Annotated in this window: 11 protein-coding genes; 8 read left to right on the top strand and 3 right to left on the bottom strand. The window is 61.9% G+C overall.

Translation table 11 applies throughout. The features are described from left to right. Positions 1-42 precede the first annotated feature (42 nt). From AC3YOG_RS18060 to AC3YOG_RS18035, 6 genes are read left to right on the top strand one after another with little or no spacing between them, the layout of a single operon-like run. Entirely contained in the window at positions 43-1,194 is a 1,152-nt protein-coding gene (locus AC3YOG_RS18060; protein ID WP_489936071.1) for an extracellular solute-binding protein, read from the top strand. A 26-nt stretch (positions 1,195-1,220) separates the two neighbouring features. After that, positions 1,221-2,069, top strand: coding sequence for an ABC transporter permease (locus AC3YOG_RS18055; RefSeq protein ID WP_489936121.1), 849 nt, complete (start codon positions 1,221-1,223; stop codon positions 2,067-2,069). A gap of 1 nt (position 2,070) precedes the next feature. After that, complete coding sequence (locus tag AC3YOG_RS18050; protein ID WP_489936070.1) at positions 2,071-2,889, top strand: ABC transporter permease; 819 nt, start codon at positions 2,071-2,073, stop codon at positions 2,887-2,889. Between the two features lie 9 nt (positions 2,890-2,898). After that, on the top strand, positions 2,899-3,933 hold the full coding sequence (locus AC3YOG_RS18045) for an ABC transporter ATP-binding protein (RefSeq protein WP_127753348.1): 1,035 nt from the start codon (positions 2,899-2,901) through the stop codon (positions 3,931-3,933). Position 3,934: 1 nt separating this feature from the next. Next, positions 3,935-4,771: a glycerophosphodiester phosphodiesterase gene (locus tag AC3YOG_RS18040; RefSeq protein ID WP_489936069.1), complete on the top strand. Its 837-nt coding sequence runs from the start codon at positions 3,935-3,937 to the stop codon at positions 4,769-4,771. Next, positions 4,768-5,583, top strand: a complete 816-nt coding sequence (locus AC3YOG_RS18035; protein WP_489936068.1) for an inositol monophosphatase family protein — start codon at positions 4,768-4,770, stop codon at positions 5,581-5,583. Before AC3YOG_RS18040 ends, AC3YOG_RS18035 begins: the two co-directional genes overlap by 4 nt. 92 nt (positions 5,584-5,675) lie before the next feature. Here the strand turns inward: AC3YOG_RS18035 and AC3YOG_RS18030 are convergent, their stop codons facing one another. After that, complete coding sequence (locus AC3YOG_RS18030; protein ID WP_489936067.1) at positions 5,676-7,262, bottom strand: GMC oxidoreductase; 1,587 nt, start codon at positions 7,260-7,262, stop codon at positions 5,676-5,678. Positions 7,263-7,481: 219 nt separating this feature from the next. On the opposite strand from AC3YOG_RS18030, the gene AC3YOG_RS18025 reads away from it, so the two are divergent. Then, entirely contained in the window at positions 7,482-8,390 is a 909-nt protein-coding gene (locus AC3YOG_RS18025; RefSeq protein WP_489936066.1) for a glycosyltransferase family 2 protein, read from the top strand. Between the two features lie 156 nt (positions 8,391-8,546). Beyond that, positions 8,547-9,755, top strand: a complete 1,209-nt coding sequence (locus AC3YOG_RS18020) for a hypothetical protein (protein WP_489936065.1) — start codon at positions 8,547-8,549, stop codon at positions 9,753-9,755. Between the two features lie 17 nt (positions 9,756-9,772). Here the strand turns inward: AC3YOG_RS18020 and AC3YOG_RS18015 are convergent, their stop codons facing one another. Together AC3YOG_RS18015 and AC3YOG_RS18010 are read right to left on the bottom strand one after the other, a co-directional pair. Further along, positions 9,773-11,167, bottom strand: coding sequence for an HlyD family type I secretion periplasmic adaptor subunit (locus AC3YOG_RS18015; protein ID WP_489936064.1), 1,395 nt, complete (start codon positions 11,165-11,167; stop codon positions 9,773-9,775). Beyond that, positions 11,164-13,314, bottom strand: a complete 2,151-nt coding sequence (locus AC3YOG_RS18010) for a peptidase domain-containing ABC transporter (RefSeq protein WP_489936063.1) — start codon at positions 13,312-13,314, stop codon at positions 11,164-11,166. The genes AC3YOG_RS18015 and AC3YOG_RS18010 overlap by 4 nt, the downstream gene beginning before the upstream one ends. Positions 13,315-13,322 lie beyond the last annotated feature (8 nt).

The following is a 13,322-nucleotide window of genomic DNA, read 5'->3' as shown; positions in this document are numbered from 1 at the left end:
AAGGCGGCGATCCGCCCCGGATCGCCTCATGGGAGAAGCACAATGAAACGCCGCACCTTCATGATCTCAGCTGCCGGCGCAGCAGCCGGAATGGCCGTCCTGCCCCGCATGTCCTTCGCCGCCGAAGGCACCATCGACTGGTACACGAGCTCGGATCAGAACATTCTAGACTTCTGGACCAATGTAGTGAAGCCCGCTTTCGAAGCGGCCAATCCGGGCACCACGCTCAACCTGGTGGACGGCGGGGACAACGCGGGCCTCCAGTCCATCGCCGAGCGCGGCCTCGCTGCCATGAGCTCGAACGCCGACCCCCAGGCAGATTTCTTCGAAGGTTTTGACTCGCGGCAACCGGTCGGCGCCTTGGAACAAGGTCTGTGGGTCGACTTCGAGCAGGCGGGGCTGTCCAACTACTCCAAGCTTAATCCGCTTGGCATCGACATCCCCACCAATTTGCCCTACCGCGGCTCGCAGGTGCTGCTGGCATACGACACCACCAAGCTTGATCCCGCCAATGCGCCCAAGACCTGGCCGGACCTGATGGCTTGGATCAAAGCCAATCCAGGCCAGTTCATCTATAATCGCCCCAACAAGGGCGGTTCGGGTCTCAATTTCGTGCGACGGGCTGTGCTCGAAGCCAATGGCCAGGATCTCAGCAAGTTTACGGTCGATAATGCCACGCCCGAAAACACCGCGGCTATGCTGCCCGGGGCATGGGAAATCCTCAAAAATATTGCCCCGTCGCTGTTCGACCAGGGTGCGTATACATCCGGCAATACCCAATCGCTGCAGTTGCTCGGGCAGGCTGCCGTAACCATGATCCCGGCATGGTCCGATCAGGTGCTCAAGGCCATCGAACAAGGGGTGCTCCCAGAAACCACCGGCCTGGTGCAGTTGCAGGATCTTGGACTGCCCGGCGGCTTCTCGCGCATCACCATTCTCTCCAATGGCGTCAACAAGGATGCGGCGATCAAGCTGGCTGATTTCGTTCTGAGCGAAGAAATCCAGTCGGCAGTTCTGACCGAACTCGGCGGCTTTCCCGGCGTATCTTGGGACTATGTGGCGTCTGATCTGCGCGAGCGCTTCGCCGACATCATCCCCAGCTCCATCCCAGTTTTCCCCAGCGGCCCCTGGGAAGTTGCTATCAATGATGGCTGGTATCGCACGGTGGCGCCAAACGTGGACCCCGCCTCGTGACCGCAATCGACGCGGGCCGACCGGTTATGCCCGCTTCGCCAGAACGCAGGAGGCCGGTCGGCCTCCTGCTCGTCGCCGTGCCGGTGCTTCTGGTTCTCTGGCTCGTGATCTGGCCCATCATCTCGGCCGTGATCACCACCATCTGGTTGAGGACACCCGAAGGGACCCAGTTCTCGCTCGAGACCTACCGCTTCTTCTTTTCAGACAGCTACAGCCTGTCAAACCTGTCGGTCACACTGTGGACCACTGGCGTCTGCGCCATTTTGCTGCTCGTCATCTGCCTGCCGATCGCGCTCTACCTGCGCTTCTCCGACAGCAAGGTAGCGGCCTATGTGCAGGGCCTCGCCATCTTTCCCATGTTCGTGCCCTCGATCATCCTGAGCTTCGCCCTTATCCGCGTTCTTGGCCCCAATGGCACCGTAGACTTGCTGCTTAATGCGATTAGCCTGCCCAAGATCCGCTCCCCCTATCTAACGCCATGGGGACCCGTGATCGGCCTCGTCTGGGACAATATCCCGCTGACCGTTCTGATCCTGCTTTCGGGTCTCGGCAATGTGTCCAATCAAGCGATCGAGGCCGCAAGAGACGTCGGCGCCGGCCGCTTCGCGCTGCTTTGGCATATCATTCTGCCGCGTATCACCAATTCCATCCTGGTCGCCATCTCCTTTGCCGTGCTGGGCATCTTCTCGGCCTTCACCCTGCCCTACATCCTGGGCCCAGCGGCGCCCGAAATGATGGGCCCCTTCATGCAGCGCACCTTCCGCGACCTTTATGATCCAACCAGTGCCATTACCCAGGCCGTCGTGACCTTCGGGTTCTGCATCGTGTTCGGTCTTTTCTATGTGCGCTCGGTCGCCAAGAACAGGACGCCCTAGCATGGCCACTCTTGTGCATCGCCGCGTCGACTGGACCGGCATCATCCTGGCCGTTGTTTTAACGCTAGCTATCGTGTTCCCGCTGCTCGTGGTGGGAACCTGGGCCTTCACCAATGTGTGGCGCTATCCTTCGGTGATCCCGCAGGAGTTCGGTCTCCGCTTCTGGGGGCAGACCCTGGGCCGCGCCGATGTCTGGACCTCCATCACGATGAGCCTGACCCTGGCGACGACGGTCACGCTGATCTCGGCTGCCATCTGCCTGCCGGCCGCCTATGCCTTCGCCCGGTTGGAGTTTCCCGGCCGGGACCTCCTGTTCTTCTCGTTTCTCGCCGGCCACGCCTTCCCCAAATTTGGCCTCCTCGTCGCCATTGCCGGCATTTTCCTGCAGCTCAATCTTATCGGCACCTTTTGGGGTGTGGTGCTGATCCAGCTCGTGGGCACCTTGTTGTTCATGATCTGGATTCCGGTGGCGGCATTCCAATCCGTGGACCGGCGCATGGAAGAAGCGGCGCGCGATGTCGGTGCAGGGCCATTCCGGGTGTTCTGGTCCATCACCCTGCCCCAGGCTGGCCCCACCATCGCAGCGGCAATCCTCCTCAGCTTTGTCGGCACTTTCTATGAAACCGAAGGCGCCTGGCTGATCGGCGCCCCGCAGGTGCGCACGCTGCCGGTGCTGATGATTTCCTTCATCAACAACCAGCCCGTGATCCAGTTCGGCGCGGTGCTGTCCGTGCTGCTTTGGGTGCCAAGTTTCATTGCCCTGCTGTTTGCCCGCCGGGTTGTTAATTCCGGTTCGTTCGCCCGCGGCTTCGGCGGCTAGGAAAAACTGATGTCCGTTCTCGAGATCAAAGACGTATCCAAAATTTTTGGCGGCGCCGTCAGCGCCGTGGACAGCTTCTCGCTTGATGTGGCCGATGGCGAACTTGTGTGCCTGCTCGGCCCCTCCGGCTCCGGCAAATCCACCCTGCTGCGCATGGTGGGCGGGTTCGAGCGCCCCACCAGCGGCCACATGACCATTGATGGCGAAGACATCACCCATGTGCCCGCCGAAAAGCGCCCCACCGGCATGGTATTCCAGAGCCACGCGCTTTGGACCCATATGAACGTGTTCAAGAACCTCGCCTTCGGACTAAAACTGCGCAAAGTGGCTCCGGATGAGATCAAGCGGCGTGTCGAGGCCGTGCTCGATCTCGTGGGCCTCTCCGGCTACGGCACCCGCCATGTCGCCAAGCTTTCGGGCGGACAGCAGCAACGCGTAGCGCTGGCCCGCTCGCTGGTGCTTGAACCCAAGATCCTGCTGCTGGACGAGCCTTTTGCCAGCCTCGACCAGCACTTGCGCGAACGCCTTCGCGAGGAGGTGCGCGACATCCAGCAGCGCCTCAAGATTACGACGCTGTTCGTCACCCACGGCCAGGACGAGGCGCTCTCCATGGCCGACCGCATCGTAGTAATGCGCGATGGTCGCACCGAACAGATCGACCGGCCGGATGTGGTTTATCGTGATCCGCAGACGCCCTTCGTCGCTGGTTTCATCGGCACCATGAATCTGGTGGAAGGCGAGGTGCGCAACGGCAGTTTCAGCCATGCGGGTCTCACAGTGCCGCTGCCTATCTCTGACGGTGCGGCAATCCTCGCCGTGCGGCCTGAAGCACTCGACTTGGAAGCTTCGGAGGATGCTCCAGCCAAGGTGCACCGCGTCACCGATTTTGGCACCCACGGCCTGGTGGACCTGGCGCTGCCCGACGGCACTCGCCTCAAAGCGATGGTGTCCCACCCCGACCTGTTCAAGACCGGGCAAGGCGCTCATCTCCGGCCGCGGGCCATAATGGCCTATCGCGACGATCGGCAGGTCTTTCGGAGCTGAAATGACTGATCCACTCTATATCGAGCGGGACGGCCACCGCACTTGGCTGAAATGGCATAGGGCACGCCGCCGGGTTTCCGACCCGGTGTTTACCCGCCGCCGCATTCTCGAAGCCATGCGGCTGGGCGCCAGCGTGGAGGTTGACTTGGTCGTTCACGCCGACCACGGCTTTGCCATCCTCCACAACCCAACTCTCGAAGCGGAAACAACTGGCGCCGGACGGGTGCGCGAAAGCGGTACCGCGATGCTGCGCAGTCTGCATTTGCGGGATAATCAGGGCACACCATTACCTGACCGGGTGATGCTGCTGGAGGACCTCTGCCAGCTGTTGCAGCGCAATCCTCCCCATCCCGACGCTTTGCTGCAACTCGACTTCAAGGAAGATCTTGCGGCACTGGATCCGCAGACAGTCGCAAACTTTGCTGCAAGCGTTGCGCCGGTAGCTGGTTCATTGATCCTTTCGGGGGGCGACTCAGCGGCGATCGAAGTCCTCGCCCAAGCGGCGCCGGGTCTCCGCACCGGCTACGACCCCTGCTACGGGGAGTCGCTGGCACGACTGCGCGCTACCGGCGACTACTGCAGCTTCATTGCCGACGCGTTCGCGGCCGCTCCGAAAGCCGAGATGATCTACCTGGCCTATGAAATCGTCTTGTCCGCGCGAGCCGCGGGCTTTGACATCATCGCGCCCATCCACGCCGCGGGGCGCCGGATTGATGCCTGGACCATTCGCCAGATCACCCCCGAAACCCTCGCCCAGGTTGACAAGCTCCTTGAGCTCAAGGTTGACCAGATCACAACCGACGACCCGGAGGAGCTGCTCGCGGCTCTCGCAAGATGATCACGGATTACAGCAAGATACTCGACGAAATGGTTGCTACGGCGCGCGAGGCGGGAGCCTTGACCCTGGGGCACTTCAAGAATTTTCGCAACCTTGAGGTCGGCATCAAGGGTCCGGGTGACTTCGTTTCCGATGCGGATCGAGAGTCCGAGCAACTGATCCGCAAGCGCCTTTTTGCCATCAATCCTGATTGGAGCCTGACGGGAGAAGAATTTGCCCCGGTCGAAGGCGCGGACCGCGAGCACCGCTGGCTGGTTGACCCCATCGATGGCACCACCAACTTCCTTTTCGGCCAGCACTACACCATCACCATCGCCTTGCGGCGGGGCAACGAGACCGTCTGTGGCCTCGTCTATAATCCGGTTTCGGACGAGATGTTCACGGCCACCAAGGGCGGCGGCGCCTGGCTCAATGGCGAACGCCTCTATGTCAGCCGCTCCACTGACATCGGCCTTATGTGCGTCGGCACTGGCCTGCCCACCCCAGGCCTGGAGCTTTACCCTGGGGCCTACGAGCGGCTCGATGCCATCCGCGCCGAGATCGGCGCCGTACGCGTTGTCGGCAGCGCGGCCAATTCCTGCGCCTATGTGGCGTGCGGGCGCCTCACCGGTTATTTCGAGGAAACCGGCTTTGTCGATACGGCGGCGGGTATTCTCCTTGTGGAGGAAGCCGGTGGTGTCGTCACCGACTGGTGGGGTCGCGGCGCCGACATATTCGAGCGCACCGGCGCGCTTATCGTTGCGAACGCTGCAACCCACGCCCACCTACTCCAGCACCTCAGCGCCGTGCCAACAAAGGATCCAGTTGTGTGAGGATCGGGTCGCCTCCGCAGCAACCACTTATGCCGTATTGCTCATCCCTTAGACAAGTCACCAACCGGACCTGCCTCGTCTCTCGTCCACATCTAAGCGCCGATCAACAGGTAGGAATCGGCAAGCCATAGCGCCAACTGCATGATCGTGAAGGTCGGATTGGCGCTGCCTGCGGTTGGAAACACCGAGGCGCTGGCGACCGCAACATTGGGCACGTGGTGGCAGCGAAGATCGGGGCCAACCACCGAGGTCGCTGGGTTGGTTCCCATGCGCGTCGAGCCGGACGGGTGGGCGCAGGCTTCAACCGTTTCGATGATCTGGCCATCCGGGCTGTTGACGCCGGGAGCCCATATCAATGGGCAGAGATTATCCAGACCCGCTCGGGACCAATAGGTCCTGAGCCTGCGGGCAGCCGAGCGGAAGGTCCGCTCGTCTCTCGGTAGCACCTTCCAGTGCAGCAAAGCTTTGCGCACCCCCAACTGGTCGGTTTTCTCCGATAGGGAGATGCGGTTCTTGGGGTCGGGCAGTTGCTCGACCAGCGCCATGAGGCGCAAATCCACCGCGGGCGGCACATAAAGCTGCTTGTGCCAGAAGCGCCAGAACCCGCTTTTGGCGATCAGGCCGACATCCCGAACTGCCGTGCCGATCTGGCGTGGTTCCACTTCCTGTCGTTGCACGCCCTTGGCGAAACTCTTGATCGCCGCCATGCCACTATTGCCCATATCCATGGCGACATAGATGAAACCGCTTGAAACCTGGTCTTCGCGCTGGGCGCTGCCGGATAGCTCAAGATGCAAGTCGCGGCGGATACCCCGAACGAAGCGGCAACTCAGCAGATGATTGGTAAGGTCGGCACGCGTACGATCCACCAAAGCAACTTCCGCTTTCAAATGATCCTGGAAGTAGCGCCCCAAGGCGTCAGTTCGCTCGAAGGCGCGATTGCCGCTGGCCGCGTCAAGCAGCAGCAGCAGTCGTGTGGACTCGATGGTGCCGGCTGCGAGGGCGAATTCCTCGGCGCGCACGGTAAGCTCGTGCCCGTAAAGGCTCTTGGCGGCGATAGCGCGCAGCTTCCCAGCCTCGGTATCCAGATCGAAACCACACACCGTCGCGTTAAGCCAGACCGTAATGTTGGGATTGGATCGGATCTCCCGTCCCAGGATCGAGATGATGTTGCAGCGCTTGAACGTGGGGCATTTCGCCCAACGGGTCATGAGATCCTCACCAGTATCGATAAGCAGGCCCGCCGAACCCGGCGCTCTCGTATCGAGCTCATCAAAAGAATCGTGGCCGACACCAAACAACGCTTCCAGCTCTTGCTGGTAGCGTCTCAGGATGTGCGGGCCCACCGGCCACTCGGGCTGGTCGACATGTTCGCGAGCGCCCTGATCGAACCCCGCAATGGGGATCATCCGCCCGCCCCAGCGTGACGACGAGCCTCCAAGGCCGCGGTAGCGGCCCGTCATGGCACGGCCATACCCCCCACCCGCGTCATCAATGTCGTTGAGCTCGTGGATAGCGGGATCAAACGCGACGGTGCCGCTTTCAACGACAATGACTTTCCTGTTGTGCCGGGCAAGTCGTGTGGCCAGCAGCAATCCCGCAATGCCGGCTCCGACCACGCAAAACGGTGCGCTATGGCTTTGGCCACTGAGCTCCCTTGCGAGGTCCCGGATTGGCATGACGTTGATCCTCCCGCCCAGTATTGCATTTGACCCAAATCCTATCGGTGGCTCGCGCTTCTGTGATCTGAACACATCGGGGCGTCAGGCCAGCCTTCTTAGTTAGCCAGGCCCGCGATGGGATTATTGCTGCACAAATCTGGTCGGACCACACTGAGTGCCTAGGGGCAATCGAGGCGAAGCAACAACGCTTCCCCCGCTTGGTGAGGGGGCATCAAGATGGCTAATCCACCGCTCGTCAGCATCATCATTCCACATCTCAACGAACCCGATCTGCCGGCATGCCTGCATTCCTTGGCCCGGCAGGCAGGCCGGGGCATTTCGTTCGAGATCATCGTGGTCGATAATGGCTCGCGCGACCTGCCGCGCGCTGCGGTCTCTGCCGTTCCGCAAGCCCGTCTGGTGGTCCAACCTATCCCGGGACCAGGCCCGGCCCGCAATCTCGGTGTGGCGGAAGCCGCCGGTGAGATCCTGGCCTTCATCGATGCGGACTGCGTCGCCGCGCCAAACTGGCTGGCGGCAATCGTAGCCTGGTTTCAGCACCACCCCGAAACTGACATTGTGGGGGGTGACATCCGGATCAGGCCGACCGATCCCGACCATCTCACGGCGATCGAAGCCTACGAGAATATCTTCAGCTACCGCGCTTGCGAATATGTCGAACGGCATGGCTTCGCCGCCACAGGCAATATGGCCGTGCGCGCCAAGATATTCCCCAAGGTGGGGCTGTTTGGGGGCATTGGCACCATGGAAGACACCGAGTGGGGTCAGCGCGCCACCGCCATGGGCCACGGCATCGCCTTTGTCGGGGATGCTCGCGTCTATACCCCCTCCTGCAAGTGCTTCAGCGAGCTGGCTCGCCGCTGGGACCGCCATGTGGCCCATGAATTCAAAGCGGCCAGCGGGACCCAGGGTCGGATCAAATGGCTGGCCAAGAGTGCCGTGATTGCGGCCTCGCCAGCCTTGGAGGTGGTACGGATCTGGCGCTCCGATCGTGCCGGCAGTTTGCGCGAACGTGTCCTGGCGCTCAGATGCGTGACCCAGGTCCGGCTTTATCGCGCCGGCCGGATGCTGCGCCTGGTCTGGAACGACAACGCCGCAAGCATGGTGAACATGTGGAATCGCTAGGGCGACGCTCCCTCAGCACCGCGGGGCGCTAGTCCGCTCGGATGATCCTGCCCTCTTCAAACTGCACCATAAGAGCGAAGTGCGCACCACCACCCCCCATGCAAGATTCAGATTCTGGCGGACCCCATGCAAAGCGCGCGCATGGAAATCAGGGGTATGAACATGTTGCAGGATTTCGGCTCCAACCCTAGTCCCAAGCGAGTGCGAGGACCTGAGTTCGATCGCATTCTACAGCTCGAAGAAGATTATCCCCTGGCGCGCGAACGCTTGCCGAGGCTGTGCAGCCTGGCGGTTGACGGCCTGCGGCACATGGCGCTGTCAAACATGCGGTTTCCCCACACGATGCGCAGCACCGACGCTAGAAAGGCTGCAGCACCCCGCCCCGAGGGCGACAATCTGCGCTACACGATCAATGTTGCCCAAGGTCTGGCCTGGATGCCCGAAACGGTGCAGCGCGGTGTGCTGCATGGGCATAGCGCGAGGGAACTCGCTCAGGCCTGCATTGACCGTGCCGCCCAATCGCGCGAGCCCGGAGCCGTCGCGCTGGCTGCGTGGGCTGCAGCGGAAACTGCGGGGATCTTTGCCCGGAACCTTTTCGATATCCTTGTCGAGATCCTTGCTGAAAGCGAGAGCGTCGAGTTGGTGCCATGTGCCTGGGCGCTCACCGCCGCAATTGCTGGCCAGCACTTGGGAGATACGAGGCGCGTCAAGGATCTGGCCTGGATCATGTTGCGTGACGCCCAGTCGCCCAGCGGAGTGTTTCCCCATGTTACCCCGGTCTCGGCCGGTGGCTGGGTGCGTGGCCATGTGGGCTCTTTCGCCGATCAGGTTTATCCCATCCAGGCCATGGCCCGCCTCGGCTATGCCGACGACAACATAGCCGCTCTACAGGCCGCTGATGCCTGCGCTGCTAGGATTGTCGAGTTGCAAGGCAGCGCCGGCCAATGGTGGTGGCACTACGATACGCGTGATGGCAGCGTAGTTGAGGGCTATCCAGTCTATAGTGTGCACCAGCATGCCATGGCCCCAATGGCCCTGCTCGATCTGCTGGATGCCGGCGGACGGGATCACCGCGCCGCCATCGTCAAGGGCCTGGGCTGGCTGGATGATCATCCCGAAACGGACCAGCCGATGATCTCGGAACAGCACAGCGTGATCTGGCGCAAGGTTGCCAGAACCGAGCCCCCTAAGCTGGCCCGTCGGATCGCCGCCGGCACCACGGCGCTCAAAAAGGGTTGGCACCTACCCGGCCTCGACGCAGTGTTGCGGCCTGGCAAGATCGATTACGAATGCCGGCCATATGAATTTGGCTGGTTGCTTTACGCTTGGCGGTCGCGGGCGGTGGTGCAGGACTTGCACCCCTGAACTGACGCGCCCAACCCTTAGGGTTCATGCAGGCTTTCATCGATGCCGCGCATCAGGGGATAAAGGAAATAGGAGATCACGCTCCGCTCCCCCGCGTGGATCTCGGCTGAAACCGTCATGCCCGGGAGCAAGCGGAAATCGGCCGGCGTCCGCCGCAGCTTTTCTTGGCTCAGACCGATGCGCACCCGATAAAACGCCGTGCCTCCCGCCGGATCCTCGCCGGGCTGCTTGGCAAAAGAGTTTTCGCTGATCGAGGCCACTGTGCCCGCAACTGTCCCATGTTCCTGGAAGGGGAAGGCATCGAACTTGATCCGTGCCGCATCGCCAACGGCCAGATGCCCGATGTCATTGCTGGGCACAGCCACTTCAACCTCAAGCGCAACATTGAGCGGCACCAGGGTAACCAGCGGCTCGGCGGCTTGCACCACTGAAGCCTGGGAGCGTTGCGCCACCTCCAGCACCGCGGCATCCGCTGGCGCCAGCAGATGGGACATGGCAGCGCGTAAGGTCACTTTGCGCACTTCCTCGTTGATTCCCGCCTGCTTCTCCTCTAGCTCGACCAGCGCTTCCAAGGTCTGGCGCCGGTAATCCTCGACGAAGTTCTGCCGCTCGGCCTGCACCTGCTGAAGCCCGTGCAGAGCTTCGGCATATTGCCCTTGCACCTGAGTGAGCGTTACTTCGAGCTCCAGCCCGAGATCACGGCTCTGCAGAAATGCCAGCCGCGAGCCATTCCCGCTATCCGCCAGCGTAGAATGCATATCTTGGATTTCGCGCAAACCGCCCAGGCGCCTGCGCAGCGTTACTTCCTGCGCCTTTGCCGCCTGCATCAGCGCCTCGCCATGGGCAATCTGCGCGTCAAAATCGGCCAACCTGGCTTCGAAGGCGGCCCGCCGCTGCCGGGCCAATTCCGCCTGCATCTGCGCCTCGGGAGAAGCGTGGAGCGGTGGCGCATAAACCGCTCCTGACAGCTCAGCCTCCATGCGGGCGATTTGGGCCACGAAGCGCGCCAGCTTGGCTTGCAATTGACTGGCATCGGCATCGGCAAAGGTCGGATCAAGGGTAGCGAGCAGTTGCCCTTTGCGCACCACATCGCCAGGCTTGACCGCAATCGACTGGACAATGGAGGTTTCAAAGGGCTGCACTACCAGGGTCGGTTGGCTGGTGGTCAGCTTGCCCGGCGCGACAACAATCTGGTCGATCCGCGACACGCTGGCCCAGAAAACACCAGCACCAATCGCGGTGGCGACGAGGTAAAGCGTCAGCCGGGCCGTGATCGGCGGACGGCGTTCTTCGAGCGCAATCGCGTCGGTTTGGAAATCCCGGATCGCCGGCGCGGTTCCTGGCTCCACGAGTTTGAGTTCGGGCCTGCCGGTGGGCCTGAGCCGCGCGGGGTCCTTTTCAACGGCACTCATCCGACGAGCTTCATCTGCTGGTTCCACAAATGGCGATAGGTGGTGCAGCGCGAAACCAATTGGCTATGGGGTCCCACATCCACCAGCCGCCCGCGGTCGATAACAAGGATTGCATCGGCATCGGTGAGCATGGAGAGCCGGTGCGAAACGATGATCACGGTGCGCCCCGCAGCGATGCCCTTGATGCTCTGCTTGACGATCGCCTCGCTTTCGGGATCCAACGCGCTGGTCGCCTCGTCGAGGATCAGGATACGCGGATTGGTGACGAGGGCTCGTGCGATCGAGAGCCGCTGGCGCTGGCCGCCCGAAAGATTCTCTGCCCCCTCCTCGATCAAGGTGTCGTAACCGCGCGAGAGCTGCTCGATGAACTCGACGGCGCCTGCGAGTCTGGCTGCATCCACCACCTCCTCGAAGGTCGCATCCGGCTTGGCTGCCGCGATGTTGTCGCGCACCGTGCCACGGAACAGGAAATTATCCTGCAGCACCACACCGACGCTGCGGCGGAGATGGTTGAGGTCCAGTTCGCGCAAGTCATGGCCGCCGATGCGGATCACCCCTTGCTGAGCCGGATAGAGGCCCTGGATCAGTCGGGTGACGGTGCTCTTGCCACTGCCGCTGCGCCCCACCACCCCCATGATCGTATTGCCCGGCACGGCAAAGCTGATTTCGTTGAGCGCAAAGGGCCCGTCGTCACGATAACGGAACGAGACATCCTGGAATTCCACCGCGCCCTCTAATTCGGGGCGCAGTCCTTCCGTGCTGCCGCTGCGCTCCACCTTCTCGTTCATCACCTCGCCCAGCATGCGCACCGACAGCGCCACCTCCTGGTACTCGTGCACCATGGTGACGATCTGCACTAAGGGTCCTGAAACGCGGCCAGCCAGCATGTTAAAAGCGATCAGCGCGCCCACGCTCATCGCGCCATCAAACACCAGAAGCGCGCCAACACTGATGATCGCGACCGCCATCAGCTTTTCCAGCAGCCCGGTGACGGCCTGCGCCGAGATCGAGATAGTCTCGACTTTAAAACGGGTGTTGATGGTCTGGGCTGACCGGTCATCCCAAACCCGCCGCTGCAGCGGCTCCATGGCGAGGGACTTGAGAGTTCGCATGCCGTGCATGGTCTCCACCAAGAGGCCCTGGCGTTCACCCTCCGCGGCGTAAAGCGCTGCCAGCCGCTTGCGAAAGGGCGCCACCAGCAGCGCCACCACCAGCGCGATCAGGGCACTGAATCCGAGCACGATCAGGGAAAGTTGCACGCTATACATCAGCAGAACGGGGATGAAGACAAACAGCGACAGCGTGTCGAGCATGGTCAGAAACAGCCTGCCGGTGAGAAATTCCCGAATGCGGCTGGATTGCTGCATGTGCTTGACCAGAACGCCTGCCGAGGAGCGTTCGAAGAAGTTGATTGGCAGATCGAGCAGGTGCCGGAAGGTGCGGGTGGCCACCCGAATATCGATCCGGTTGGTGGCGTAGATCAGCAGGTAGCGGCGCAGGAACACGAACACCGCCTCAAACACCAGCGCCACACCAATCCCGATGGCGAGCACGATCAGCGTTGAATAGCTCTGGTGCACCAGCACCTTGTCGATCACGAGCTGGAAAAAGACCGGCGTGGCCAGTCCCAGCGCATAAAGAAACAAGGCGGCGATCGCGACATCGATGAACAACCGTTTCTGATGCAAAATTTCAGGGACGAACCACGCAAAGCCAAAGGGTTGCTCAGGATCGGCAATGGCATAGCTGCGCTTGACCAGCAGCAACTCGCCATTCCACCGCCTAGCGAACTGCTCGAGCTTGACCACGATCATCCCGCCCGGAGTATTCGCTAGGGGGTCGAATATGCGCAGCACCACGGCGCCGGTTTCATCCTGCTGGGCCCCCAGGATCGACACCCAATTGCCGTTCCCGAGCCGAGCCAGCGCCGGGTAAGCCTGCCCCAAGCGCAAGATGGTGGCGGGCTTGGCCTTGATGCGGCGCGCCCGCAGCCCTGACTCCCGCGCCATGCGCAGCATCAGGTCAAAGCCTATGCCTTCGGCGCCGATCGCATGCTCGGCCACCAGCCGCCCACCGTTGCCATCGAGGCCATGGTGGCGCAAAGCCGCGGCAAGGCATTCCGGGCCAGTTTGAACAAACGCCTGCATGGCAACGG

The sequence above is a fragment of the Devosia sp. Z6_126 genome (assembly GCF_058133495.1).
This window is presented reverse-complemented; position numbering and strand designations above follow the sequence as displayed.

What these genes read in the sequence shown, in the direction of transcription:
- AC3YOG_RS18060 (WP_489936071.1), top strand. Translation starts at nt 43, where the DNA reads ATGAAACGCCGCACCTTCATGATCTCAGCTGCCGGCGCAGCAGCCGGA.
- AC3YOG_RS18055 (WP_489936121.1), top strand. Translation starts at nt 1,221, where the DNA reads ATGCCCGCTTCGCCAGAACGCAGGAGGCCGGTCGGCCTCCTGCTCGTC.
- AC3YOG_RS18050 (WP_489936070.1), top strand. Translation starts at nt 2,071, where the DNA reads ATGGCCACTCTTGTGCATCGCCGCGTCGACTGGACCGGCATCATCCTG.
- AC3YOG_RS18045 (WP_127753348.1), top strand. Translation starts at nt 2,899, where the DNA reads ATGTCCGTTCTCGAGATCAAAGACGTATCCAAAATTTTTGGCGGCGCC.
- AC3YOG_RS18040 (WP_489936069.1), top strand. Translation starts at nt 3,935, where the DNA reads ATGACTGATCCACTCTATATCGAGCGGGACGGCCACCGCACTTGGCTG.
- AC3YOG_RS18035 (WP_489936068.1), top strand. Translation starts at nt 4,768, where the DNA reads ATGATCACGGATTACAGCAAGATACTCGACGAAATGGTTGCTACGGCG.
- AC3YOG_RS18030 (WP_489936067.1), bottom strand. Translation starts at nt 7,262, where the DNA reads ATGCCAATCCGGGACCTCGCAAGGGAGCTCAGTGGCCAAAGCCATAGC.
- AC3YOG_RS18025 (WP_489936066.1), top strand. Translation starts at nt 7,482, where the DNA reads ATGGCTAATCCACCGCTCGTCAGCATCATCATTCCACATCTCAACGAA.
- AC3YOG_RS18020 (WP_489936065.1), top strand. Translation starts at nt 8,547, where the DNA reads ATGAACATGTTGCAGGATTTCGGCTCCAACCCTAGTCCCAAGCGAGTG.
- AC3YOG_RS18015 (WP_489936064.1), bottom strand. Translation starts at nt 11,167, where the DNA reads ATGAGTGCCGTTGAAAAGGACCCCGCGCGGCTCAGGCCCACCGGCAGG.
- AC3YOG_RS18010 (WP_489936063.1), bottom strand. Translation starts at nt 13,314, where the DNA reads ATGCAGGCGTTTGTTCAAACTGGCCCGGAATGCCTTGCCGCGGCTTTG.